Origin of the sequence: Streptomyces sp. NPDC028635 (assembly GCF_040637635.1) — a bacterium.
Taxonomy (GTDB): Bacteria; Actinomycetota; Actinomycetes; order Streptomycetales; family Streptomycetaceae; genus Streptomyces.
Genome location: NZ_JBEZWX010000038.1, coordinates 40,178 through 64,092, shown reverse-complemented (window position 1 = coordinate 64,092; position 23,915 = coordinate 40,178). Strand labels below are relative to the sequence as shown.

General features: G+C 71.9%; 21 protein-coding genes and 3 pseudogenes. 7 read left to right on the top strand and 17 right to left on the bottom strand.

Features of this window, described 5'->3' with window-relative positions; all coding sequences use genetic code 11:
- Nucleotides 1-623, bottom strand: a pseudogene (locus AB0E88_RS29510) (hypothetical protein); the annotation flags it as partial.
- Nucleotides 602-973 (bottom strand): BlaI/MecI/CopY family transcriptional regulator, encoded by a 372-nt coding sequence (locus AB0E88_RS29505; RefSeq protein ID WP_361636806.1) that lies wholly within the window; start codon nt 971-973, stop codon nt 602-604. The gene AB0E88_RS29505 and the pseudogene AB0E88_RS29510, both read right to left, overlap by 22 nt.
- Nucleotides 974-1,167: 194 nt before the next feature.
- Between AB0E88_RS29505 and AB0E88_RS29500 the strand changes: the two genes are divergently transcribed.
- Both AB0E88_RS29500 and AB0E88_RS29495 read left to right on the top strand, forming a co-directional pair.
- Nucleotides 1,168-1,830, top strand: a complete 663-nt coding sequence (locus AB0E88_RS29500; RefSeq protein WP_361636800.1) for a response regulator transcription factor — start codon at nt 1,168-1,170, stop codon at nt 1,828-1,830.
- Entirely contained in the window at nt 1,827-3,242 is a 1,416-nt protein-coding gene (locus tag AB0E88_RS29495; RefSeq protein WP_361636797.1) for a HAMP domain-containing sensor histidine kinase, read from the top strand. Before AB0E88_RS29500 ends, AB0E88_RS29495 begins: the two co-directional genes overlap by 4 nt.
- 90 nt (nt 3,243-3,332) lie before the next feature.
- Here the strand turns inward: AB0E88_RS29495 and AB0E88_RS29490 are convergent, their stop codons facing one another.
- Complete coding sequence (locus AB0E88_RS29490) at nt 3,333-4,163, bottom strand: hypothetical protein (RefSeq protein WP_361636794.1); 831 nt, start codon at nt 4,161-4,163, stop codon at nt 3,333-3,335.
- Between the two features lie 196 nt (nt 4,164-4,359).
- Here AB0E88_RS29490 and AB0E88_RS29485 point away from each other — a divergent pair, with 196 nt between their 5' ends.
- Complete coding sequence (locus tag AB0E88_RS29485) at nt 4,360-5,442, top strand: sodium-dependent transporter (protein WP_361636791.1); 1,083 nt, start codon at nt 4,360-4,362, stop codon at nt 5,440-5,442.
- 345 nt (nt 5,443-5,787) lie between these two features.
- Here the strand turns inward: AB0E88_RS29485 and AB0E88_RS29480 are convergent, their stop codons facing one another.
- The 12 genes and pseudogenes from AB0E88_RS29480 to AB0E88_RS29425 form a co-directional block, all read right to left on the bottom strand.
- Nucleotides 5,788-6,627, bottom strand: coding sequence for a hypothetical protein (locus tag AB0E88_RS29480; protein WP_361636788.1), 840 nt, complete (start codon nt 6,625-6,627; stop codon nt 5,788-5,790).
- Nucleotides 6,628-6,840: 213 nt separating this feature from the next.
- Nucleotides 6,841-6,957 (bottom strand): annotated as a pseudogene (locus tag AB0E88_RS29475) (HNH endonuclease); the annotation flags it as partial.
- Between the two features lie 85 nt (nt 6,958-7,042).
- Nucleotides 7,043-8,236, bottom strand: a pseudogene (locus AB0E88_RS29470) (MFS transporter); the annotation flags it as partial.
- A gap of 107 nt (nt 8,237-8,343) precedes the next feature.
- Nucleotides 8,344-9,366: an ABC transporter substrate-binding protein gene (locus tag AB0E88_RS29465; RefSeq protein ID WP_361636785.1), complete on the bottom strand. Its 1,023-nt coding sequence runs from the start codon at nt 9,364-9,366 to the stop codon at nt 8,344-8,346.
- Nucleotides 9,363-10,157, bottom strand: coding sequence for an ABC transporter ATP-binding protein (locus AB0E88_RS29460; RefSeq protein ID WP_361636782.1), 795 nt, complete (start codon nt 10,155-10,157; stop codon nt 9,363-9,365). Before AB0E88_RS29460 ends, AB0E88_RS29465 begins: the two co-directional genes overlap by 4 nt.
- A complete protein-coding gene (locus tag AB0E88_RS29455; protein ID WP_361636779.1) occupies nt 10,157-11,287 on the bottom strand; it encodes an iron ABC transporter permease in 1,131 nt (376 codons plus the stop codon). The genes AB0E88_RS29460 and AB0E88_RS29455 overlap by 1 nt, the downstream gene beginning before the upstream one ends.
- 300 nt (nt 11,288-11,587) lie before the next feature.
- Complete coding sequence (locus tag AB0E88_RS29450; RefSeq protein WP_361636777.1) at nt 11,588-12,934, bottom strand: YcaO-like family protein; 1,347 nt, start codon at nt 12,932-12,934, stop codon at nt 11,588-11,590.
- Nucleotides 12,935-12,944: 10 nt separating this feature from the next.
- The gene (locus AB0E88_RS29445; protein WP_361636774.1) at nt 12,945-14,276 is read right to left on the bottom strand and encodes a YcaO-like family protein; all 1,332 of its coding nucleotides are present in this window, start codon (nt 14,274-14,276) and stop codon (nt 12,945-12,947) included.
- On the bottom strand, nt 14,273-15,862 hold the full coding sequence (locus tag AB0E88_RS29440) for a CocE/NonD family hydrolase (protein ID WP_361636771.1): 1,590 nt from the start codon (nt 15,860-15,862) through the stop codon (nt 14,273-14,275). The genes AB0E88_RS29445 and AB0E88_RS29440 overlap by 4 nt, the downstream gene beginning before the upstream one ends.
- Nucleotides 15,859-16,695 (bottom strand): hypothetical protein, encoded by an 837-nt coding sequence (locus AB0E88_RS29435; RefSeq protein ID WP_361636768.1) that lies wholly within the window; start codon nt 16,693-16,695, stop codon nt 15,859-15,861. Before AB0E88_RS29435 ends, AB0E88_RS29440 begins: the two co-directional genes overlap by 4 nt.
- A gap of 136 nt (nt 16,696-16,831) precedes the next feature.
- Nucleotides 16,832-17,020, bottom strand: a complete 189-nt coding sequence (locus tag AB0E88_RS29430; protein ID WP_361636765.1) for a streptamidine-related RiPP repeat protein — start codon at nt 17,018-17,020, stop codon at nt 16,832-16,834.
- Between the two features lie 709 nt (nt 17,021-17,729).
- The gene (locus AB0E88_RS29425; RefSeq protein WP_361636762.1) at nt 17,730-18,182 is read right to left on the bottom strand and encodes a MarR family transcriptional regulator; all 453 of its coding nucleotides are present in this window, start codon (nt 18,180-18,182) and stop codon (nt 17,730-17,732) included.
- A 98-nt stretch (nt 18,183-18,280) separates the two neighbouring features.
- On the opposite strand from AB0E88_RS29425, the gene AB0E88_RS29420 reads away from it, so the two are divergent.
- The gene (locus AB0E88_RS29420; protein ID WP_361636759.1) at nt 18,281-18,682 is read left to right on the top strand and encodes a hypothetical protein; all 402 of its coding nucleotides are present in this window, start codon (nt 18,281-18,283) and stop codon (nt 18,680-18,682) included.
- Between the two features lie 13 nt (nt 18,683-18,695).
- Here AB0E88_RS29420 and AB0E88_RS29415 read toward each other — a convergent pair whose 3' ends face one another.
- Complete coding sequence (locus tag AB0E88_RS29415) at nt 18,696-19,571, bottom strand: helix-turn-helix transcriptional regulator (RefSeq protein ID WP_361636756.1); 876 nt, start codon at nt 19,569-19,571, stop codon at nt 18,696-18,698.
- Nucleotides 19,572-19,746: 175 nt separating this feature from the next.
- Here AB0E88_RS29415 and AB0E88_RS29410 point away from each other — a divergent pair, with 175 nt between their 5' ends.
- Nucleotides 19,747-20,610: an NAD(P)-dependent oxidoreductase gene (locus tag AB0E88_RS29410; RefSeq protein WP_361636753.1), complete on the top strand. Its 864-nt coding sequence runs from the start codon at nt 19,747-19,749 to the stop codon at nt 20,608-20,610.
- A gap of 214 nt (nt 20,611-20,824) precedes the next feature.
- Here AB0E88_RS29410 and AB0E88_RS29405 read toward each other — a convergent pair whose 3' ends face one another.
- A complete protein-coding gene (locus tag AB0E88_RS29405; RefSeq protein WP_361636750.1) occupies nt 20,825-21,724 on the bottom strand; it encodes a LysR family transcriptional regulator in 900 nt (299 codons plus the stop codon).
- A gap of 285 nt (nt 21,725-22,009) precedes the next feature.
- Here AB0E88_RS29405 and AB0E88_RS29400 point away from each other — a divergent pair, with 285 nt between their 5' ends.
- Both AB0E88_RS29400 and AB0E88_RS29395 read left to right on the top strand, forming a co-directional pair.
- Nucleotides 22,010-23,239, top strand: a complete 1,230-nt coding sequence (locus AB0E88_RS29400) for a serine hydrolase domain-containing protein (protein ID WP_361636747.1) — start codon at nt 22,010-22,012, stop codon at nt 23,237-23,239.
- An 85-nt stretch (nt 23,240-23,324) separates the two neighbouring features.
- On the top strand, nt 23,325-23,726 hold the full coding sequence (locus tag AB0E88_RS29395) for a hypothetical protein (protein WP_361636744.1): 402 nt from the start codon (nt 23,325-23,327) through the stop codon (nt 23,724-23,726).
- Nucleotides 23,727-23,915: the final 189 nt, after the last annotated feature.

The following is a 23,915-nucleotide window of genomic DNA, read 5'->3' as shown; positions in this document are numbered from 1 at the left end:
GCCGCGTCGCCCTGGGCCACCTCGATGTCCTGGTGGACTCCGATCGCGCCGGTCGCCGCGGTGGTGCAGGACAGCAGCGCGCAGGCGGTGAGCAGGGCGGCGATCCAGGAGGCGCCGCGCGGCGGGCGCGCGGCGGGCGACAGGAGGGCGGCCACGCGGCGCGGTACGGGGCCGGAGGTGGCCGCCGGGGTCATCGCGGGCCGGGCGGTGTCCGCCGTGTGCGTGGCGAGGGCGGCGCGGGCGATGGCGCGCGCGGTGAGGCGGCGGTCGCCGACGGCGGTCGCCGCGGCCTCGTCGGCGGCGCGCTCGGCGGCCAGCCGGATGGCTGCGCGGACCGGCCGCAGGGCGGGGTGGCAGCGGGCGGCCAGGGGCAGGACCAGGCGCGCGGACGGCGTGTGCAGCGGGTGCACCGGCTCGCCCAGCGCGGCGAGGGCCGGGAGCCGCAGCAGGCCGGTCAGGGCCAGGGTGCCGAGTGCCGCGACGGTGCCGGCCGCGAGCAGGAGTGCCGAGACGGCCAGGGTCCACAGCGCGGCCACGGGCGCGCAGCGGTCGAGGACCCTGCGGGCCGGCGCGGATGCGGCCCAGGGCAGGAGCAGGGCGATCAGCAGCAGGGCGATCCCCACGGACCCTCCTCCAGCAGCCGGCATGGGCTGTCCTCCAGCAGTCGGCGCAGGACCTCCACGTCGTCCGGGCTGAGCTGGGCGACGAACCGGGCCAGGACCGTCTCCCGGTCGGTGCCGCGGTCGAGTTCGCTGTGCATGCTCAGGGCGGTCAGGCCGTGCGGGTCCCGGGTGGGGCGGTGGGCGTAGCCGTGACCCTGCCGCTGCCGTTCCAGCGCCCCCTTCTCATACAGGCGGGACAGGATCGTCGTCACCGTGGTCCGGGCCAGGCCACAGGCCAGTTCTGTCTGTGTCCGGGCCGGTGTGAGCGGCGTGGCGGCGGCCCACAGAGCGGCCCTCACGGCGGCCTCCAGCTCGCCCGCCGGCCGGGGTTCGTCCTTGCCGGCGCTTCGGCGTTTCGTCCTTCTGCGCGCTCATGGGAACGATCCTCACCCCGCGAACGTCTACAGTGTCGTAGACCGTCTACTTGATTGTAGACGGTCAGGGTCTTCTCCCCGCGTCTCTGCTCACCGGTCGACCGACCGCCCTCAGCCACCGATGGAGGACCATGCGCCCCAGGATCCTGGTCGTCGAGGACGATCACGCCCTGCGTGACGTGCTGCGCCGCGGCCTGTGGGACGAGGACTTCGAGCCCGTCCTCGCTGCCGACGGCGCCACCGCTCTGCGGTTGGCCACCAACGACATGGCGGCGGCCGTGCTGGACATCGGTCTGCCCGACGCGGACGGACGCGACGTGTGCCAGGCGATGCGCGCCAACGGCTTCCTCGCCCCCGTCATCTTCCTTACCGCGCGGCACCAGCTCACCGACCGCCTGTCCGGCTTTTCCGCCGGGGGCGACGACTACGTGCCCAAGCCCTTTCACCTGGCTGAACTCGCCGCAAGGCTCACAGCCGCCCTCAAACGGTCCGCGCCAACGGCGGTGGCCTCGGCCGGTGACCTGACGCTCGACCCCGTTGACCACACCGTGACCGTGTGCGGTGCTCGTCTCGCGCTGTCCCCGACCGAGTTTCGCCTCCTTGCCGCGCTGGCCGCCGCGGACGGCACCCTCGTGCGCCGACGTGAACTGGTGCGGGCCGGCTGGCCGGAAGGTGCCCAGGTCAGCGACAACACCCTCGACCAGTACCTGAGCCGGCTGCGCCGTAAGCTGCGTGAGGCGGGCAGCAGCCTCACGATCAGTACAGCACGGGGAATCGGGCACCGCCTGTCATGAACCGCGCCGCCCGTCCCCTGCGTGTCTTGCGCCGTCTTGCCCCCCGTACGCTGCGTGGCCGTCTCTCCCTGGTGGCCCTGACCACCGCCGCCCTGCTGATGACGGTCCTCACCGTGGTGTTCAACGCCGTCATGGACCGGCATCTGCAGCACCAGGCTGACGACGAACTGCGCAATCGGGCGGCAGCGGTCGCCACCACCATCGACACCAGCGGCGCCCGGGTACGCGTCCTGGAAACCGCCAACGACGGACTCCTCGACGCCAACGTCTGGATCTATGCCGGCACCCAGCTGCTGGAGCAGCCCCCGACCGGTCCGGGCGACAGCCCTCTGACGCGGGCAGCCGGCCGGCTTGCCGGGCAACCGCAGCCCGCATGTACGACCGCCCGGGCCCACGGTCACGGGGCCGTCCGGATGTGCTCTCTCCCCGTTCCCGGCAACCATGGCACCGCCACCGTAGTCACCGCCCTCGACCTCGCCCCGTACCGCGCTTCGGCGGACACGCTGCTGCTGGGGTCGCTCGTCCTGGACGCCGTGATGCTCGGCTGCACCTACATGCTGACCCGGCTGTCCGTGGGCCGGGCGCTGCGGCCGGTGCGCACGATGACCGACCAGGCCACCCAGTGGAGCGCCGTGGGCTCCGACGAGCGCTTCAAAACGGAGGATCACCCGGCCGAACTAGCCCGCCTGGGCGCCTCGCTGGACTCCCTGCTGGACCGCATCCGCACCGTTCTGCGCCACGAACAGCAGCTCACAGGAGAGCTGTCCCACGAACTGCGCACACCGCTCGCGCGGATCATCATGGAACTCGACTGGTGGCGAACCCGCCCCCGCACCGACGCCGAGACCCATGCCAGTCACCAGGTGATAGCCGACGCCGCGCAGTCCATGCGCAGCATCTGCGACACCCTCCTCAACGAGGCCCGCGACCACGGAGCGAACCCGGATGCGACCCCCGGCACGACGGACGTGGTGCCCGTGATGCACCGCCTGGTGAGGCGACTCGACACAGCGGGCCAAGTGAAGACAACGGTGGAGTCGCAGGCGCCGGTGCTTGAGGCAGGAATCACCACCGCTGTCCTCGAACGCCTCCTCAGCCCCCTGCTGAGCAACGCTGTGCGCTACGCCCGCTCCCGAGTGACCCTGTCCGCGCGATGCGTCGCCGGCGGCGTACGGATCGACGTCGTGGACGACGGCCCCGGTGTGCCGGAGGCGTTCGCGGACGAGTTGTTCCAGCCCGGCCGGCGCGCCGATCCCGGCGACGGACACGACGGCGCGGGCCTGGGCCTGCCGCTCGCACGGCGCCTTGCCCGCGCCGCCGGCGGCGAGGTGACCTACGACCCCGGCCACACGCCGGGCGCGAGGTTCACGGTCAGTCTCCCCGCCGGGGGACCGGAGCCGGACCGCCGTTGAGAACCGGTCCGGCCGGCCGGCTCCCGTGAACGTGAACGCGCTCGCCCCGAGACCGGGGCGAGCGCCGTTGAACGCCGGCGGAGCGGCAGATCAGTTCGAAGGCTGCATGGCCTGCTCCGGCTCACTGACGTCCCTGCGCGTCGCGCTCAGGTACACGACCAGACCCAGGATGACGGTCAGGAACAGTGCGCTGGTCACCACTGTGCCCAGACCCAGCCCGCCGTCTCCGCCCGGTTGGGAGAGGTAGTCGCCGATCGACGCGCCGAGCGGGCGGGTGAGGATGTAGGCGATCCAGAAGCTCCACACCGCGTCCAGGCCCAGCGCGAAGTGTGCAATGGCTACAGCGGCGATGGCCGCGGCGAACAGGACGGCGGACAGCCAGTACCCGAGGTTCATGCGCTCGGAGACGAGGTCGCCGGCGGCAGTGCCCAGGGCGAACGTGAACAGCACGGCCAGCCAGTAGAAGGACTCGCGGCTGGTGGAGTCGATGTGGTGAATGGACAGCGTCCGCTCGCGGCGGTACCAGACGACGAACACGATCGCCAGCACGACCGCGAAGACCGCCGTACTCGTCTCCAGCGGCACACCCAGGTTGTCGGTGAGGTTGTCACTGATCAGGGTGCCGACGACGCTGATCAGCGCCACGGCCAGCCAGTACACGCCCGCCCGGTACGCGCTCGTGCGGAACTGGACCACCAGCACCACCGCGAGCAGTGCGCTCATCAGCACCGACACGCCGGTCAGGCCGAGCCCGAGCTTCTCGTTCAGCAGATCGGCCACGGTCTCGCCGACCGTCGTGCACAGCACCTTGATGATCCAGAAGAAGACGGTGACCTCGGGCACCTTGTTCCAGCGCAGCCGGTGCCGTGCCGGAGCGCCACGACCGCCGGTCTCCGATACCTCGGATGTCTCATACGTCATGGAGAGCGACCATGCCACCCAAAACCTGAACGCATCCTGACTGCTGCGCGCCACCACGCCCACCACGCAACGCTCACGACCACCATGAAGACCATGAGCACTCAGGCCGCCCTCCGCATACCGGCGTTCCTCCCCGCGCCCGCACCCGCACCCGCACCCGCACCCGCACCCGACGAAGCAACGCGAGAAGGCCGCCGTGAACACCCGACCCGCTGCCCAACCGCCGAGTGACCGGGCGACGAGCTGGCTGCGCCGGCGGCTGGGCCCCGCGGTCACTCTCGCCTACGCAGCCGCCCTGCTCCTGCCGGGGCCCGGCCTGTGGCTGCGCCGCGCGCACGCGCCGCTGCCCGGCACGACGGGCACGTCGCCCCTGTCCACCGCCCAGCTCCTGCTCTCGCTGGTCCTCTTCTCGGCCGGACTCCAGGTCCCCGTGCACGCACTCGGCACCGTGCTACGACGCCCTGTCCCTCTGCTGGCCGGGCTGGCCCTGCACCTGGCGATCCCGCTGCTTGCCATCCCAGCCGTCGCGCTCCTGCTGCGCCGGACCCCGGACACCGACGGCGGCAGCGGCCTGGTCACCGCCATGATCCTCATCGTCGCGATGCCCGTCGCCGCCGGAGCCACCGTGTGGACCGGCAAGGGCGACGGCGATCAGCCGACCATGGTCGGACTCGTCCTTGCCTCCACGCTCCTCAGTCCACTCACCATCCCGCTGGTCATCAGCGCCCTGGTACCGCTGCTCAGCGGCAGCTACGCGAACACGCTCACCCGGGTCGAGCACACCAGCCACGGCGGCTTCACCCTGGTCGGCGTAGTCCTGCCCTGCGCGGCCGGCATCCTGTGCCGTCTCGTACTGCCCTCACGCGGACTGCACCGCATACTCGGCGCAATCGTGCCCGCGGCCCTGGCCGGCTCACTCGTCCTGACCTACGTCAACGCCAGCGGTGCCCTCGGCTCCTTCCTCACCCACCCACGCCCCCTGCTGCTCGCCGCCGCTCTGGCCGTGGCGACGCTGGTCTGCCTGCTGGCCTTCGCCCTCGGCCGCGGCGCCGCACGCCTGTTGCGCCTGGACGCCCCCGCGGCATCGTCACTCACGCTCGCCTGCGGCATGAACAACAGCAGCGCCAGCGCCGTGCTGATCACCACCGCACTCCCCGACAAGCCCCACCTGCTCCTGCCGGTCCTCGCCTACGGGCTCCTTCAAAAGACTGCGGCCAACCGGGTCGTTCGCCACAGACCCGGACGCTCCGCAGGGTCACCACGCCCATGCGCACCTTGAGCTCCCGCACGTCGGCGCCCCTTGCGTCGAGACCCCAGGTCAGCGCCTTACCTGGCCCGACCGCTGCACCACGGCAGCCGACCAACAGGTGCACAGCGCCGCCAACCACCACGTCATCGTCGACGCCCATGCCCACGCCTGCCTGGTCCTCGCGGTCGGCGGGCCCCTGAAGAGCAACCGCAGCGCCTGCAAGGCGTGGGAGGAGTCCGGGACAAGGATGCTGTCGGCCGGACAGCCACGACCTCCGACGGCGGCTACCGGGGAACCGGCATGGTCCCCGTACACCACCGGCCGGAGGGTGGACAGCTGACCGAGGGGCGCCTGGGCGCACCTCCGGCCCGCTTCTCAGCAGGCTTGCCGTGCCGCCGCGTTCCCGTCCGGGTCGTCGGCCGGCGCGACAGGGGCGTCGTGCTGGACGTCCTTGCGGGAGACGGCCAGGTAGGCCACGAAACCGAGGATGGCCACCGTCCAGGACAGGGTGACGGGTCCCAGACCCAGCTCGAGCCCGCCCCGGTCACGGCCGACCGCCATCCAGTCGGCGACGGAGGCACCGAGCGGGCGGGTGATGACATACGCGGCCCAGAACGCCGCCACCGCGTTCAGGCGGCCCCAGCGGTGAGCGACGGCCGGAACGGCGATCGCCGCTGCATACAGGACCGCGGAGCCAAGGTAGCCCAGGCCGATCGTGGCGGTGAGATCCCCAGCGGCTGTACCCAGCGCGAACGTGGCCAGCACAGCGGCCCAGTAGAACGTCTCGCGGGGCCGGGTGTGGATGCTGTGGATGGACAGGGTGCCTTCGCTGCGGAACCAGAGGACGAAGACAGCGGCCAGCGCGACCAGGAAGAACGGCGTCGCGAGCGTGTACGGCACACCGAGACCGACGTGCAGGACGTCTGCGGCCATCGTCCCGAACACGCTGACCATGACGATCGCCGTCCAGTAGATCCATGCCACGTACCGCCGCACGGCGAACTGCACCGCCAGCGCGGCCGCCAAGGCGATCCCGCCCAGCCCCACAGCCGGGATCGGGCCGAGCAGGTGGGCCAGGTAATCCGAAGCCGTCTCCCCCATACCGGTCGTCAGCACCTTGATGATCCAGAAGTAGACGGTCACCTCCGGCACTTTGCTCGCCGCGTGACGGATGTGACCGGTGGGCCGGTCGTGAGTGAGGTGATCAGTCGACATGGCAGGCACGATGGCACGGGTCCCGGCCGTCGCCCCAGACCCCTTTGCCAGAGCTTTGGCGCTTGCGGGATCTGAATTTTCCAAGATCGCACCGAGCCTGAACACAACCTGAACAAGGCAGCCGACAAGCTCGCCGGCACCGTGCAAACGGTGCTATCGACAGGCATCTGCGGCGCCTGCCCCGGCACCCGACGATGCCGGACCGCAGGGACACACGTCATTGGCGTACGCCTCTCGCCCGCCGGCCGACCAGTGCCAGGCGCCGGAGTCCCAGGCCTTTGCGAGCAGATCCCGGTGGTCGATGTCCAGGCCGCCCGGGCCGTCGAGGCTCTGACCGGGCGAGCGCCTCGTCGGCCGGGCGGCTGGGTGCCGCGAGAGCTGTTTCGGCTGCGGGGGTTGTGGGGAGCTCTGCTCGGCGCAGGGGGGTGGCCAGTCCTGCGGCGAGGGAGAGGAGCGCGCCGAGGCAGGCGGTGAGGAGGGCGGTACTGACGGTGGTGGCGTCGGCCAGGACGCCTGCGGCGGCGGCGCCGAGGGGCTGACCGCCCCAGGCGATCATGCGGGCGGTGGTGTTGACCCGGCCCTGGAGGTGGTCGGGGGTGACCTTCTGGCGGATGACGATGCCGTTGAGGCTGACCAGGGCGTTGGCCATCTGCCAGCAGACGAGGGCGGCGAGTCCGGTCGTCAGGCCCGGGGCCAGCGCCCAGCAGGCCAGGAAGGCGGCGTTGGCAGCGAGGCCGCCGAGGGTGATCCAGCCGACCGGCGCGGTTTTCTGAAGGCGCGGCAGGACGGTGGCGGCGATGAGCGCGCCGAGGGCGGCTGCGGCCCAGAGCAGTCCGATGCGCCTGTCGTCGGTGGGCAGGCCGAAGCGGCGTACGGCGGTGACGACGATCAGTGCGACGACCGCCCCTTCGGTGAAGCTGTTGCCGATGCCCAGGAGGGTCAAGGGGCGCACGAGTGGGTGGCGGCGGATGTAGGAGAGCCCTTCGGCGATGTCGGCGGTGAGTGATCGACGGGGGGCGCCGGGCATCGCGGGTTGCGGGGCTGTGGCGGACAGGGTGAGGCGGGTGAGGAGGAGCGCGGCCGCTGTGTAGCTGAGGGCGTCGAGGGTGATGGCCGCCGGTGCGTCGAGGGTGGATATGAGTACGCCGGCGGCGGGTGGCCCCAGCAGGCTGATCAGGGTGCTCGCGCTCATCATGCGACCGGTGGCGCGGGCGATGCCGTCGCGGCCGACCAGGGCGGTGAGGGCACCGAACGCCGCCGCGTCGAAGAAGACGAACACGGCGGAGACGGCCGGTCCGGTCAGCAGCAGTTGCGCGGTGGTGAGCAGGTCGAGTGCGGCCGCGGCGGGTATCGCCGCTATGAGGGCGGCGCTGAGCCAGCTGCACCGGCTCAGTGTGCGGCGCCGGTCCCAGCGGTCGGCGAGCGCGCCCGCGGGTAGGCCGAGCACAAGGTAGGGAACGGCCTCCAGCGCGGTCAGGAGACCACTGAGGGACGCGCTGCCGGTGCGCTGGTACAGCAGGACCGGCAGCGCGACGGTGGTGACCGCGGAGCCGGACCAGGAGACGGCCCGTGCGGTGAAGAAGAGGCCGAAGCCTGTGCGATTGGCCATGGTCGGGTTCCTCGGGCGGTGGTGGGAGAACCGTGGGAGGACCAACACGAAAGGCGAATCCTGGGCGGCGGAGGGTCCTCCCACGGCTGCGGGCGCGGCGGCGGGTTTCAGAAGGCTTGCGGGTGCAGGGACTTGGCGAGGGTGACGGTTCCGTCGACGGCGCGGAGTTCGGAGAAGTCGGCGGCGGGTACGGCGACGAGCCGGTCGTCGCGGACGGCCTTGGTGGCGGCCAGGTGGGTCCGCAGCCACTGCTCCGATGCCTTCCGGTCGGCGTCGCCGGTGTAGTTGTAGACGAGTACGTCTGGGTTCTTCTTGGCGAGGGCTTCGGCGGAGAGCGGGGCGAAGTTGCTGCCCTCGGGGCCGGTGCCGGTCATCAGGTCCTTGCCGCCGGCCCTGGTGAGAATGTCGGAGTAGAGGCCGCCGGAGAGGGCGTAGAGCTGCTTGTCGACGATCTGCACCATGGCGACAGGTGTGGCGGGTCGGCCCTTGAGGGCCGTGTCGACGGTGGCGAGTTGCCTGCGGGTGTCGGCTGCGGCCTCGCGGGCGGGAGTTCCAGCGTCCAAGAGGTTGCCGAGCGCGGTGAGGTCCGCGGTGGTGGTGTCGAGGGTGGCGGTGCCGGTGGCCTTGGGGCAGAAGGCGCTGTCGATGTAGACGGGGACACCGAGTTTGTCCAGTTCGGCGATGGTGGGGAGCTTCTTGCCGTCGAACTGGTATTCGCCGTCGGCGAGGATGAAGTCGGGGCGGGCGGCGAGGAGGGACTCGCGGGAGATCTCCCCGGGTGCGAGGACCTTCACCTTGGCGTACTCGGTCGCGTAGGCGGGTTTGGGTGGGGACTGGTCGGTCCAGGTCTGGCCGGCGATCCGGTCCTTCAGGCCGAGTCGCAGCAGCAGTTCGGTGTTGGAGGGGAAGAACGACACGATGCGCTGGGGCGCGCTCTCGACCCGTACGGTGCGTCCGCAGTTGACGGCCTGGGCCGGGTAGGCCGTACGAGTGCCTCCGGCGGCCGCGTTGGCCGCCGGCCTGCCGTGGGTGGCGGGGGCCGGCGAGGTGCAGGCAGTCAGGAGGGTGGCAAGGACGGCCGCCGCAGCGCCGGACAGGGCGAGTCCCGGCCGACGGGAAGGGTGGTTCATGTGTCTACTCCGTTGGTGCTCGTGTCGCTTGGGGCGAAGCTCAACTGGGGGCGTCCGGTGAGCGGGTTGGTGGTGAGGGCGGCGCGGACGTGGAAGACGTCGTCGAGCAGTTCCGGGGTGAGCACGTCCCGGGGCGGTCCCGAGGTGACGAGGTGTCCGTCGTGCAGGACGTGGAGGCGGTCGCAGTAGGCGGCCGCGAGGTTCAGGTCGTGCAGTGCGGTGAGCGTGGTCACGCCGAGATCGCGGACGAGTTCCATCAGGTCCAGTTGGGTGCCGATGTCGAGGTGGTTGGTCGGCTCGTCGAGCACCAGCAACCGGCCTTGCTGGGCCAGGGCGCGGGCGAGCAGGACACGCTGTTTCTCGCCACCGGACAGGGTCGCGTACGGACGGCCGGCGGCGTGGGTCATGCCGACGCGCTCCAGTGCGTCCGTGACGATCCGGCGGTCGGCGGTACGGTCCTGGGTCCAGGCGGCGCTGTGCGGGGTCCGTCCGGCTGCCGCCACTTCGGCGACGGTGAAGTCGAAGGCGGCCGGGTTCTCCTGGGCGACCACGGAGGTCCGGCGGGCGGAGGTGCGCGGCGTGAGGTTGCGCCACACATCGTCTCCGCCGACCAGTACGGCGCCGGAGCCGGGCCGCAGCGCCCGGTAGACGGCCCGGAGCAGGCTGGACTTGCCGCTGCCGTTGGGTCCGACGATGCCGGTGACCTCTCCGGGCGCCGCGTGCAGGGTCGCCCCCGTGACGACCCGGACGCCACCGATGTCCAGGGTCACCGCTTCGAGGCGGGTCTCCATCAGGACTCCCTTCCGGCGAGGCCCTGGGCGCGTTCGCGGCGCAGGAGCCACAGGAAGAAGGGGGTGCCGGCCACTGCGGTGAGGATGCCGAGCGGCAGTTCCATGGGGGCGGCAACGGTGCGGGCGGCCAGGTCGGCGAGGAGCAGGAAGAGCGCTCCGGCGAGCGCGGTGGCAGGCAGGAGCGAGCGGTGGTCGGCGCCGATGAGCAGGCGCACACTGTGCGGGACGACCAGCCCGACGAAGGAGATCCCTCCGGCGACCGCGATGACCGCCGCCGTCAGCACGGCCGCCACGGCGAGGAGTTGCAGCCGCAGCGCGTGGACGCGGACGCCCAGGAGAACGGCGGTCTCCTCTCCCATGGCCAGCGCGTTCAGCGAGCGTCCGTGCAGCAGCAACCAGGCGGTGCAGGCCACGACCAGGGCGGCGGGCAGACCCAGGTCCCGCCACTGGGCGCCGGCCACGGAGCCCAGCAGCCAGAAGAGGACGCCGGAGAGCTGGTCGGGTCTGGCGCGCAGTTGGAGGTAGCTGGTGACTCCCTGGAGCAGGTACGACAGGGCGACCCCGGCCAGCACCAGCCGGGCGGGGGCGAGGGAACCGTCCCTGCGGCCCAGGGCGATGACCAGCGCGAGCGTCGCGCAAGCTCCCGCGAAGGCCGCTGCCGACACTCCGACGTGGAGCGGACCGAGCAGCCCGGCGGGGCCGAGGGTGAGCACGGCGACGGCGGCCAGGGAGGCGCCCGAGGTGACGCCGAGGACGTAGGGGTCGGCGAGCGGGTTGCGTACGACGGTCTGCAACACCGCCCCGGCAACCGCCAGTCCCGCTCCCGCGGCCAGCGCCAGCAGGGTACGGGGCATACGGGAACCCCAGATGATGGCGTCGTCGATCCCGCTGACGCCGGCCGGCCTGCCGTCCCCGGTCAGGTGGGAGACCAGATCGCGCCAGACCTCGCCGGCCGGCAGCGAGGCCGCGCCGAGCGCGACCGAGGCGAGAACGGCGGCCGGAAGGAGCAGCAGCAGGCAGGCGATCAGCGCACCGGCGGGGACCGCGCGGCTGCGCCCGGCGCTGCCCGTGCTTCCGGAACGGGAGGCAGTGGGGCGCGTGTTGGGCGACGACCCCGGGTACGGCACCATGACGCGGGCGGTCCGCAGGCCAGGCCGAGGCCGCGACTCCGCCTCCGGCGAAGACAGGGAACGGGGCTCGGCGACCGGCTCGGGGGCGGTCTCACGTTCCGGTGCGGGGGCGGCATCGGGTTCGGGTTGGTGTCTGGACGTGGGTGGGGGCTCGGGCCTTCGACCCGGCTCGGGCTGCGGTACGGGTGGCCTGTCCGAGGGATCTGCTCGGCCAACGGCGGGCGGCGGGGTGGTCACGATGTGGCCCTTCGGGCGTGTCTCGGTCGTGTGCTGAACGATGTCGTCGGCGCAAGGGAGCGCTCAGTGGGGCAGGGGCAGGGCGCGGCGGCGGGCGCCCCGCAGGGAGTCGGCGAGCCGGTCGCCGCCGAGAAACGGCATTCCGGCCGCGGTGTTGGAATAGAGGCCCGGGACGACCACACGGACCACGTGCAGGCCCGCTGCCCGGACATCGGGTGTCGTCACGTCCACGGCGACTGCTCGGTGGCCTGCGCGGTGGAGACGTGCCACCAGCGCGTCGAGTGTCTCCCCTGCTGATCGGCCTGGCGGGACCGGCTCGGACGGATGGGCGGTGCCCGTCGCGTCCTCTCCCTCCTTCAGGGCCAGGGCCAGTTCCGCTTCGAAGGCGTCCTGTATCCGGTGATCCAGGTACAGCTGAAGGTGGCAGCCGTAGTCCACAACATCCCGCAGGTCGCTGCGGTAGGCGGCGGCGTAGTCGCGTTCGGCGCGCCAGGGCTTGAGAGGGCTGCGGGGGTCGGCGGCGGCGCGCATGTAGGGGCCGTGCGGGTCGTCGTAGTCGGAGGTGAAGAGCTGGAGTTGGAGGGCCTCGCCGTACGCCTTGAGGAGCGCTGCCTCCTCGTCGGCGCGGGCGGCGACGCCGAGGGTGAGGTATCCGGTGGCGGTGTCATGCACCAGCGCCCCGGCGACCGGCAGCCCGAAGAGGTCGGGAAAGGCGAGGAAACGGGTGTCCAGGTCACCGCCGGGCCCCCGGGCGAACCGCTCCAACCAGGCGGGGGGTGCGATGGGGCGCAGGCCGGCGCGGCCGTGCCAGCCGAGGGTCATGGCGTCCCGTTCGACGACTTCGGCGAGCGCGCCGAGGCAGGCGTCGTACAGCGTGGGCCCGGCGGCGAGGCCGGCCTGGATGACGGGGTTGGTGCGCGGGCCGCGCGGCAGGACGTCGGCGGAGACGTAGGACACCCACACGAGGGACGCCGGGACGAGGACGGGTCCGCCGTCGGCCAGGTCGGTGCCCTCGGCCCACTCCACGACCAGGTCAGGGGTGAACTCGGTGACGGGGAAAGCCGGGTCGGCGTACTGCTCCCGCCCGTAGAGGGCGAGGGTGTCCGGGTCGATCGCGCGCAGGCCCCGGACGCACAGTTCCCGGTAGGAAGCGCGCACCAGTTCCGTGGGCACCAGGTTGCCGCAGTACCGCTCCGCCGCCTCGCCGAGGGCCGCGCCGAGGGCGGCGTCCGGGTCGGCGAAGGCGTAACCGGCGCCCGCGGAGTCGGCGGGCCACGGGCAGAAGCGGGAGGTGTCGCACAGTTCGGACGCGATGAGCTGGAAGCCTGCGGGAAAGCGGCCCGGTATCGGCGCCTGGGCCAGGCGGCGCACGATTCCGGTGCGCGGATCCGTCAGGAGCGGGTACGGCATGGTGTCCTCGTCAGGCCAGCGGGAGGGGATGGGGGTACAGCGCGTCCACGGGCCGGAGCCGGGAGCCGCCCAGATACGGGAACGCGGGCGGGGCGTTGCCGATCAGGCCGGGGACGACGACACGTACGACGCTGAGCCCGGCGGCGGCGACATCCTGGGTCGTCAGATCGACGCTGTGGGCGCGCAGTCCGGCGGCGGCGAGCCGTTCCAGGTAGACACGGCGCGGGTCTTCCTCCCGTACGGCCGGGATGTCGGCGAAGGCGAGGGCAGTCCGGTCCGGTCCGCGCAGGCGGTCCAGGGGTGCGCCCTGCATCCGGGGGTCGAGGTAGAGCTGGGCGATGGCCGGCAGGTCGGTCAGATCCCGGTAGTCGGGGCGAAAGGCGTCCCGGTAGGTGCGGTCCGCGCGGTAGGGGCGGAAGACATGGCTTTCCAGCGTCCCGGCGTCGACCGCCTGCCAGACCTCACTGCCCGGTTCGGCGAGCTGCCGGGTGAGGGAGTAGAGACCGTACGCCTCGACGAGCGCCTTCTCGGCGGCCGCCTCGGGGGTCGCCCGGCAGGCGCTGCCGAAGGCCACCACGCCACGCTCGCGGTCCTCCAGGAAGGCGGCGGCGACCGGCACGCCGAACTCGGAGGGGACGTGCAGCAGACGTACGTCCGGGCCCGGTCCTTCGCCGGGTGCGGGGCCGCCGAGACGCGAGGTCACGGTGCCGGCGTCGCTGATCGCGGAGGCCGGGGCGCCGGTGCTCCACCAGATGGTCGTGGCGTCGCGTTCCAGCAGCTCTTCGAGGGCGAAGCGCTCGGCGTGGGCGCGGTTCTCACCCGCCGCGATGCCGGAGTAGACCAGGGAGTGGGTGGGGGGCTCGGCGGCCCGCGGGCCGTGGAAGTAGTCGAGCCAGGCGAGGGAGGCGGGGACCATGGTCTCGCGTCCGTCGTGCAGGTCCCGGCCCGTCGTCCAGGCGACCGGCAGGTCGCGGGTGAAGGGGACGAAGGGGAAACCAGAGGTGGCGTACTGGGCAGGCGAGTACAGGGCGAGCGTGTCCGGGTCCAGCGCTTGCACACCCTCCGCGATCAGTTCGCGGTACGAGGCGATGCGCAGGCAGCCCGGGACGGCGTTGCCGCAGTACCGTTCGACGGCCTCACCGACGGCGGCGCGCCGCGCCCGTTCGTGGTCCCCGGCGGAGGCACCGAAGCCGAAGCGGTCGGCGAGCCACGGCGCGAACACATCGGTGCGGGCGACGCTGGCGCCGTAGCCGACCCACATCCGGGGCAGCCCGGGGCGGCGGCGCTGCGGTTCCAGCCGGGTGATCAGGCCGGTCCTCGGGTCGAGCAGGGCGTTGGTCACGGCGACGTCTCCTCCGTGGCGGTGCGGGGCAGGATCAGACGGGTGCCGTCGATCGGCCTGATGCGTACGGTCTGCTCGGCCACGGCGACGGAGGTGCTCCGGCAACGGTCGGCACCGGTACCGAGAGAGCGGGCCAGCCGGGGGAAGTCGCTGCTGGTGATCTCCAGTTGCAGCCGCGACCCGGCCGGGACCGAGACGGCGAGCGGACTCAGCCCGATCTCGTGGCGACTGCCGGATCCCGTACGTGCCGTGTCGACGCTGCCGTGGGCGAGTTCCAGCCGGCGGCCGTCGGAGGTGATCTCGGTCAGCCGCACGATCCAGTCCGTGGCGGGCGCGCTGCTGCGAGCGTCCAGGACCACGCTCGGCCGGCCCGCGACCGTCAGCGCTTGTGTGAGCGGGGCGCCGGTGAACCGTACGGCGTCGCCACGGGCGGCCAGGGGGGCCCGGTCCACGCCCGGCGCGCGGGAGGGGTACGGATCGGCGGGGTTGTAGAGGAAGCCGAACTCGGCGCCGACGGCCGGTGGGTGCGGGGCGAGGGCGCCGGCGGGGTGGGCGTACCAGACCGAGTCGGTGCTCGGGGGCGGCCAGGACGGGCCGGTCCACCATCGGTCGGCGCCCACGGTGAAGACGCGCGCCTCGCTGGTACCGTGCCCCGGCCCGGCCAGCACCTGTCGCAGCCAGTCGACCTGAAGCGCGCCCAGGTCGAGGCGTGCGTCCGGCCCGTGCTCCCGGTCTCCGATGCGCGTACCTGGGGCGTAGGCGAGATCATGTCCCCAGGGGCCGATGACCAGCGCGCGGGACGGACGGGGGGTCAGGGCGCTGCCCGCGCGGTCGAAGTGCTCCAGTACCTCGTCGACGAGGAGGTCGTACCAGCCGCCGATGTGCAGGGCGGCCATGGGCAGCTTTTCCAGCTCGGCCGTGTCCGGGCCCTCGGCCCGGTGCTCGGGGCCGTCCTCGATCACCTGTGCCCAGCCGGGGAGCCGGGCGCCGAGGCGGTCGGCCAGCTCCACGACGGGCAGGTGGTCGAGCAGTTCGGGGCACTCGCGGAAGACCAGGGCGGTCAGCCCGTCGCGGCTGGTGCGCCCGTCGGCCCGTTCCAGCCACCAGGCGGCGTGCTCGGCCAGCCGCAGGATGCCGCTGCGTTCGAACTTCGTCCGGCTCAGTGACATGGACGGGCCCATGCTCACCACGGCCCGTACCGCCTCCGGCCGTTCCGCCGCGAGCGCCCAGGCGGTGTGACCGGCGTACGAGCCGCCGTAGGCGACCAGCCTTCCGTCGCTCCACGGCTGCTCGACGATCCAGTCGGCAAGGGCCGCGCCGTCCCCGCGCTCATTGCGGTAGGGCTGCCAGACGCCGCCGGAGTCGTACCGGCCCCGGACGTCTTGGACCACGTAGGCGAACCCACGGCGCCGCCAGCCCGCCCCCTCGACGAGGTGGCCGCTGCGGCCGTACGGGGTGCGGGTGACGACGGTCGGCACCGGCCAGAGCTCGCGCGGCGGCACCTGGACATCGAAGGCGAGCGGGGTGCCGTCCCAGCCGGGCACACTCTCATTGGCGCGGATCGGCAGGCTGGGCCCGCGGCTCATCGGGCCGCCTCCGCATGCGCCGTGACCGGCAGGGGCAACACCCGGTGCCGGTCGGTGGCGAGCGTCGCTGGATCCACGACAAGTTGCGTGTCCCGGGCCGCCGGGACGCCCTTGTCGCGCCGGTGCAGCAGGTCCCCCACCAGCAGCCCGGCCAGGACGGCGGTCACGCCGGGCCCCGGCCACGGCACCGGCGGCAGGGCGTCACCGTCCAAGTACGACCAGTGGGCGGCGAGTTCGTCCGGCAGGTCGGCGGCGGCCAGCAGGCGGCCCCGGGTGTCCGCGTAGCCGACGGTGCGTCCGGGGACGCACATCGGACCGAGGACAAAACGCAGGCCCTCGGCATGGCAGCGGTGCCAGGACGTGGAGTGGCGCGCACACCACTCGTCCACGTGCTGCCAATGCGCGTCCGGCAGCCAGCCGGCGCAGGAGACCACGGTGTCGGCGGCCCGGACGGCGTCCTCGTCGAGGCGGCCTGTGGCGACGCGGGCTCCCGGCGGGAGGAGGGCGGCGACGGCGTGTGCCACCGGGTTGTCGCCCTCGATGTGCACGTTCCAGGGGGCAGTTCCGCTCTCGGCGGTCGTGCCCGTGGATCGCTCGTCGTCGTCGGCGATGAGCACTCCGCGCTCGCGCAGCGCCGTGCGCAGCGCGTGGGCGCTTTCGCGGCCGGGATGGTCGGCCGCTGCCGGGCTCGCGGCGCCGTAGGCGTCTCGCCGGGCGGAGGACAGCAGTGCGTGCGGACCGCGGATGCGGGTGAACCGCCCGTCCGGCGCGCTGTGCCGCCAGTTGCCGTCGGGTCCCGGGTACAGGTGGTGCCCGGGTGCGATGCGGTCCATGGGTGATGCCTTCCTCGGTGTGCCGTGCCGTTGTGCCGGTGGGGTGCGCCGCTCGGGCCGCCGCCCGTGGCCGGGCCACGGGCGGCGGTTCGGCGGATCGGTTGCCGGGAGCCGGCACCTCCCGCTCAGCGACTGATCAGGCGTTCCAGGCGAACGGGTTGTGCACCAGGGCGTTGGTGCCGGGGCCCTGCGGCGCCGCCAGCGAACCGTCGGCCTCCAGCTCCTCGAACGCGAACGGGTTGTGCACCAGGGCGTTGGTGCCGGGGCCCTGCGGCGCGGCCAGCGAACCGTCGGCCTGCAGCTCCTCAAAGGCGAGCGACTGCATGCTTGTCCTCTCGGTAAATGAAAACGACTTTCGTTTTCGAGAGGAGAGAGTAAGCAAGACCGGTCAGATGCACAACCCCCGACGATGGGACGGCTCCTCGCTACCAGCCATCAGGGCGGCGACGTGCGGGCTGCGAGGAGCCAACCGACGAGGCCGGGGCGACTGAGAGCACCACCGCCGATGCGGCAACCAACATCAAAGGGCAGGGGTGCACCGCACCCAGCCCGTCGCTCGCGGGGCAGCGAAGGACGCTGAAGCGGGAGGTGCCGGGTGACGAACTACCCGGCCGCCTTCGGGCGCTTGAGACCCGCAGCGCGGTGCGCCGGGCGGACGCCTACGATCCGTGGTCGCGTGAGGCACACCACCCGGCCGCCGCCAACTGAGACCCGGCCGTCCCGGGTGCGAGCCGAACCCGGCCGGCCAGTGCGTCCGACCGGCGGCCGGGTCAGGAAGGACTGCAATTTCTTTGCCGAGTTGTCGGAACGGGAGCCACGGTGGCACCGTTGCGGCGGAGCAGCGAGCAAGCGGCTGTCGCACCATGACTCGCAGTCAGGACCTCTGTCCCGAGCAATTCCCGAGCAATTGCGGAGGACTGGAGTGCGTGGCGGACGCGATGGGTGCAGTGGCTCGCCGCACCGCAGTGCCGGCCGTCACGGCGCCGGCGCTCCCCGGCCGCAGGGCGGCGGTTGGCGGCGGCCCGCCGCCACCCTCAGCGGGCCGGTCGGCCCTGACTGATCTCGTACAGGGTGATCAGGCTACGCAGGAACGCCTCTCGGTCGGCGACCGGAAGCCGGCCGAGCAGGCGTTCCTCGCCGTTCTGGACAGCGGCCCGGACGGCGTCACGGAGTCGGCGTCCCTCCGGGGTGAGGGACAGCAGGCGGGCGCGGCGGTCTTGGGGGTCCGGACGGCGGTTGAGGAGGCCGCGGGACTCCAGGTCGTCGAGCACGGCGATGATCCGGGTCTTGTCGGCGTGGATCGCCTCGGCCAGTGCGGTCTGGGTGCGCAGAGGCCTCTCGTCGAGGTGGGACAGCACCGCGTACCCCCACATGGTCAGCCCGTGCTCGGCGAGGACCGGCTGCTCGGCGGCCATCAGGGCACGGCCGAGGGGGACGACCAGAGCGGCGAGGTCGGGCCGGACCCCGTCCCCGGCGACTGCGTTCATGGCACCGAACCTACCTGTTGAACCTGCCTGTTGATTCCGCGTGGTGATCCCACCCGTTGACAGAATCGTACACTCAGGCAGATCGTAAGCACGTGCCTATGAAAATTCTGAGATCGTCCTGGATCCCCGGGCCGGACCACGGTCAGGGCGGCTCCGTCCTCGTCAGCGTCACCGACTTCCGGCTCGACCGCGCCATGGATCTGCCCCGCGTCTACCGGGCGGCCCGGCGGCTCGCGGCGGGCTGGCCGGCGTTGGAGGGAGCGCGGGGGATGTGGCTGTGGGCGCGCCCCGCCGGCCCCCGCTGCGGTGCGGTGGCCGTGTGGCGCGACGAAGCCGCCCTGCACCGGTTCATCGCCTGGCCGCCCCACGTCGAGATCATGCGCGCGTACCGGGGGCGGGGCACCCTGTCCTCCACCACCTGGCTCTCGGACGCCTTCGACTCCACCGAGACCTGGGCCCGCGCCCAAAGGCACCTGCTGGCCGGCAATCGGGCCTCGTGATACCGGAAGCGGGTCACTCGGGGTGCCGGCTCCCACCGACGAGATCGGCGTCCGCGTGCCCCAGCAGGACCATCGCGTCGTGGTCCGGGCTGCCCGGCTCGGCCTGGTAGACGATCAGCCGGTGCCCCTCGGTGCGGGCGACCTCGTACGCCTCGTAGCTCAACGTCATGGTGCCGGTGGCGGGGTGGATGAAGTGCTTGCGCCCGTTGGTGCGGTGGCGCACCTCGTACCGCTGCCACAGTGCCGCGAACTCCTCGCTCTTGACGATGAGTTCACCGACGACGCCGGTGACGTCGGGCGCGTCCGGGTACCGCCCGGCCGCTGCGCGCAGATGGGCGACGGTGGCTGCGGCGACGTCCTCCCAGTTGCCGTAGAGGCCCCGTGCGGCGGGGTGGAGGAAGGTGTAGCGGGCGGTGTTCCGGCGTGGCTCCGGCCACTCCTCGATGCCGGGGAGGAGGCGCAGACCTCGCGGGTTGGCCGCCAGGAGATCGTTGGCCCGGCCGAGCACGTACGCGGGACAGGGGTCGACGATGTCCAGCATCCGCAGCACGTCCGGGCGCAAGGCGCGCGCGGGCGCCGGCCCAGGGCCCGCCGCAGCGGCCCGGGGCGTGGCGGCCAGCTCGAACAGGTGCCGGCGCTCGTCCTCGTCCAGCCGCAGCACCCGGGCGACCGCGTCCAGCACCGCCGGACCCGGCCGGTGCTGCTTGCCCTGTTCCAGCCGCCGGTAGTACTCGATGCTGACGCCCGCGAGCAGCGCCACCTCCTCCCGGCGCAGGCCCGTCGTGCGCCGGCGCCCCGTGGTTGCCGGCAGCCCGGCCTGCTCGGGTGTGACCCTGGTCCGCCGCGTCCGCAGGAACTCTCCCAGCCCGGATGCCTTGTCGATGTCCACATGTCGAGTATGACGATCACTTCGCCGCCCGAGAGGGGCCCTGCGAAGGCCCCTCTCGGGCGGGCGTCCCGAAGAGGGGTCCGCCCGACCAGACTGGAGGCACCCGACGGCGCTGCACTGATGCGCCGGACGGGCGTCGAACATCGAACAACGCCAAGCGAAAGGAACGGCGGACATGGCGAACGTGGCGGTGGTAGGACTCGGCATCATGGGCCGGGGCATGGCCGAGAACCTGCTGAAGCACGGTCACGAGGTGACCGTCTGGAACCGCACTCCGCGGAAGACGGCCGAGCTCGCCGACGCGGGAGCCGCCGTGGCGGCCACCCCGGCGGAAGCAGCGGCCGGTGCCGATGTCGTCTTCGAAGTCACGGCCGACGACGACTCCTCCCGCGCGGTGTGGCAGGGACCCGACGGCATCCTGGCGGGTGCCCGCCACGACGCCGTACTCATCGCCTCCGCCACCTTGTCGGTCGACTGGGTCCAGGACCTCGCCACCCGGTGTGCGCAGCGAGGCGTGGCCTTCTACGACATGCCGCTCACCGGGGGAGCCGCCGCAGCCCGGGCGGGGAGCCTGGTTCTCCTCGCGGGCGGCGACGCGAGCGGTCTGCCCGCACTGCAGCCGGTCTTCGACGCGATCGCCCGGGACGTACGGCACTTCGGGCCTGCCGGGGCGGGCACCCGCTTCAAGCTGATCCTCAACGCCCTGCAGGCCGTCCACCTGGCGGGGTTCGGGGAGGCGCTCCGTCTGGCGGAGGCGGCGGGCCTGGACGCGTGCCAGGTCGGCGAGGCCCTGCTCGAACGCCCCGGAGGCGTGGTCACACGTCTCGCCTGGGACAGCTACCTGACCCCGCCGAAGCCGCTGAACTTCTCTGCCGCGTGGGCGCACAAGGACCTCACCTACGCGGCCCGGATGGCCGAAGACGCAGGCCAGGAGCACCTTCCTCTTCTCGACGGCGTCCTCTCCCTCTTCTCCGCCGCGCTCGCCGCGGGACGGGGCCAGGAGGACTGGAGCACGGTCAACCCGGCCGCACCTCGGTAACGTCGTTGGGGAGGCCCCCGGTTCGGGATGTGCCGTCATCAGTCGACAACGGCAGACCCGGACCGTGGTCCGGTCAGCCGGACCTGCAGCGCATGGTCCGCCGCGACTCGAAGGTGCCAGCAGCCGAGGAACGCCCATGAGCTCCTACTCCATACCGGTGCGCTGCCGTGAGCGCCCCGAGGAAACCGGGTGCAGGTCCGCACCCGGTGCCCGCTCAGCGGTCGTCGAAGTTCAGCGGCCCGAGATCCCCCACGACTTCGGCGAGTGCTCGGATGGGCTCGTTCTCGGACTCGGTACGCCAGACCAGTGCGTAGCTCAGCGGTGGCATGTCCCGGATGGGCAGCCAGCGGAGATGCGATATGGACCAGTGCCGGGTGACGTGGGCCGGGAAGCCGTGCACAATCTCCCCTGTCCCGACGAGGTGGATCAGGTCGTCGTTGTTGGTGATGATCCGGCTGCGTTCGATGGGACGACCCCGAGGGGTTTGGAAGGGCAGGTATCGGTCCTCCCAGTAGTCGGGCATCAAAGGTGCCGTGACGTGCTGGCGATCGGCGAGGTTCTCCAGGGTCACGGACGATCGCATGGCCAGCGTGTCCTCGATGGAGACGGCAAGCAGCCGGAGGTCGGTGAAGACGACGGGGCCCACGGTGAGGTCCGGATGCTCCACGGGCAGAAATACGACCAGGACGTCCAGTTCGCCATCGCGGAGTCTGGCGAACGGGTCGACGTAGGGCGCGCGGCGGATCTGCAATTCCCACTGCGGGTGGCGGGAACGGAACACCCGCCAGCAGTGATGCAGTTCGGCGATGTTGAAGGGAAGCATGCCGACCCGCAGGACCGCCGTCACTCCACGGGCGGCCAGTCGTGCGCGCTCCAAGCCGGCCTGTAGCCCCGCGTAGACCGGTCGCAGATCGTCACGCAGCTGCTGCCCCAAGGGGGTCAGCCGGATCTGCCGACGGTTCGAGCGGTCGAAAAACGTTCCACCAAGCCGCCGTTCCTGCGTCGCGATCGCCTGGCTCACCCGCGCCTGGGTGACGTGCAGACGAGCCGCCGTACGACCGAAGTGCAGTTCGTCCGCTAGCGTCAGGAAGATCTCGATGTCCCGCAGCTCCATCGGGGCAGGCCTTCCTTCATAACGGGTGGGTTATCGGCGCGTGCCCGAAGTTTATGTTGATCAGGTCCAGCGTCCGGGCCAGGGTTGGTCTCGGGCCCGCCGCCGGCAGCTGAGGCACTGGACCTCGAAATCCCCACCTGCGGATGGCAGCAGGAACCGCACGGCGATCGGGCTGCGCGCCCGTCAGATCAATGGCACCTCGGTGTTCGCGTCCGCCGCGTCTGCCTGATCGTGAGTGCCATACCGCGGACGGGTCACAGGACGGACATTGCAAGGAGATTTGAGATGAGGATGAGCAACCGCGGCTTCTCCGAGGGAGGGTTGCGCAAAATCCGCGAGGTGCTGGTACGCCATGTGGAGTCCGGGAACATCCCCGGTCTGGTCGCGCTGATGAGCCGGGACGACGAGACGCACGTCGAGGCGATCGGCACGATGCGGCACGACGGCGGCGCGCCGATGCGAAGGGACACGATCTTCCGGGTGGCCTCGACGTCCAAGCCGGTCACCATGGCGGCGGCGATGGTGCTGCTGGACGAGTGCAGGCTTCGTCTCGACGACCGGGTGGAGCCGTGGCTGCCCGAGCTCGCTGACCGGCGGGTGCTGAAGCGGATCGACGGGCCGCTGGACGAGACTGTGCCGGCGCGGCGGCCAATCAGCGTACGGGACGTGCTGACGTCCACATTCGGGCTCGGCATGGATATGACTGTGCTGGGCACGCCGATCATGGGCGCGGTCTTCGAGCAGGGGCTCACGCCCAACCTGCCTGAGCCGATGCCCGAGCCGGATGAGTGGATGCGCCGCCTGGGAACGCTTCCGCTGATGCACCAGCCCGGCGAGCGTTGGCAGTACCAGATAGCCAGCGACTTGCTCGGCGTGCTCGTCGCGAGGGTCACGGGCCAGTCGTTCGGAACGTTCCTGCGCGAGCGCGTCTTCGACCCGCTGGGGATGAATGACACCGGCTTCCACGTGCCCGCCGACAAGATCGACCGGCTGCCGACCCTCTACGCTCCCGACCCGCAGAGCGCGGAGTTCACCGTGTGGGACGAGGCGGAAGGGGGGCGCTGGAGCACACCTCCTGCATTCGAGGGCGGCGGCGGTGGGCTGGTGTCCACCGCCGACGACTTCCACGCGTACTTCCGGATGCTCTTGAACGGCGGGATGCACGGCGGCGAACGAATCCTGTCCCGGGCCGCAGTTGAGCTGATGACCACCAACCGCCTTACGCCCGAGCAGAACGCCGCCCGTACCGCCATGGCCCGCAACAACGTCCACATCTCGTTCGGCCAGGGACAGCACGGCGGCTGGGGTCTCGGGATGGCAGTGCGCACCTACCGCGGTGACTACGCACCCATAGGGCAGTTCGGCTGGGACGGCGGAAGCGGCACCTCGACCTACGCGGACCCGGACAACCAGCTCACCGGAATCCTGCTCACCCAGGTGGGGGCGTCCGTCCCGGATCCGGTGCAGCTCATGCACGACTTCTGGACCACGGTCTACCAAGCCGTCGACAACTGACGCCGGGCCCACCGAGGGTCAGATCTCCTCGGTGGGCCCCCGATCCGATCAATCCCGACACCTCGTTGCCAAGGAGCGCACAGCCATGTCCATCACCCTCACCGAGCAGGACAAGCTCACCCTGCGGACCGCCGCCTATGGCGCCATCACATTGCTGGCCGCCGCCGACCCCGCCGGCCGGCCCCACAAGATCGCCACCGCGGGCACCATCGCTCTGGGCTCGGCCACTGGCCTGGTCGGCCACGTGCTCGCCACGCCCCTGAGCGGCAAGGAACTGACGGGCAAGTCGACTGCCGAGATCGCCGACCGTGTGCTGCCGGCCCTGACCGCGTCCGTACGACTGCTCCACGAGCGGTCGCCTGCCGAAGCCGGCGACTTCCGCCGCACCGTCCTCGTCGCCCTCGAAGCGGCCCAAGCCCACCAGGGCGAAACCAAACCCGTCACGGCCGAGATGATCCGCAAGATCACCGAAGCCCTCAACCCCTGACCGAAAGCCCACCCTCGCGACCCCAGCCCCGGCGCCCGCGACCCCAACCGGGTACGGCAGGGCCCCCGCCCGCTGGTGCTGGTCCGCAGCGTGCTGCACCAAGCCCAGCCGTCGCACCGCCCTTGACGAGCCTGGCGCATACAGGCGTGCTCGGACTTCGCGGGGTGAACTCCTACGCCGCTGGATCTG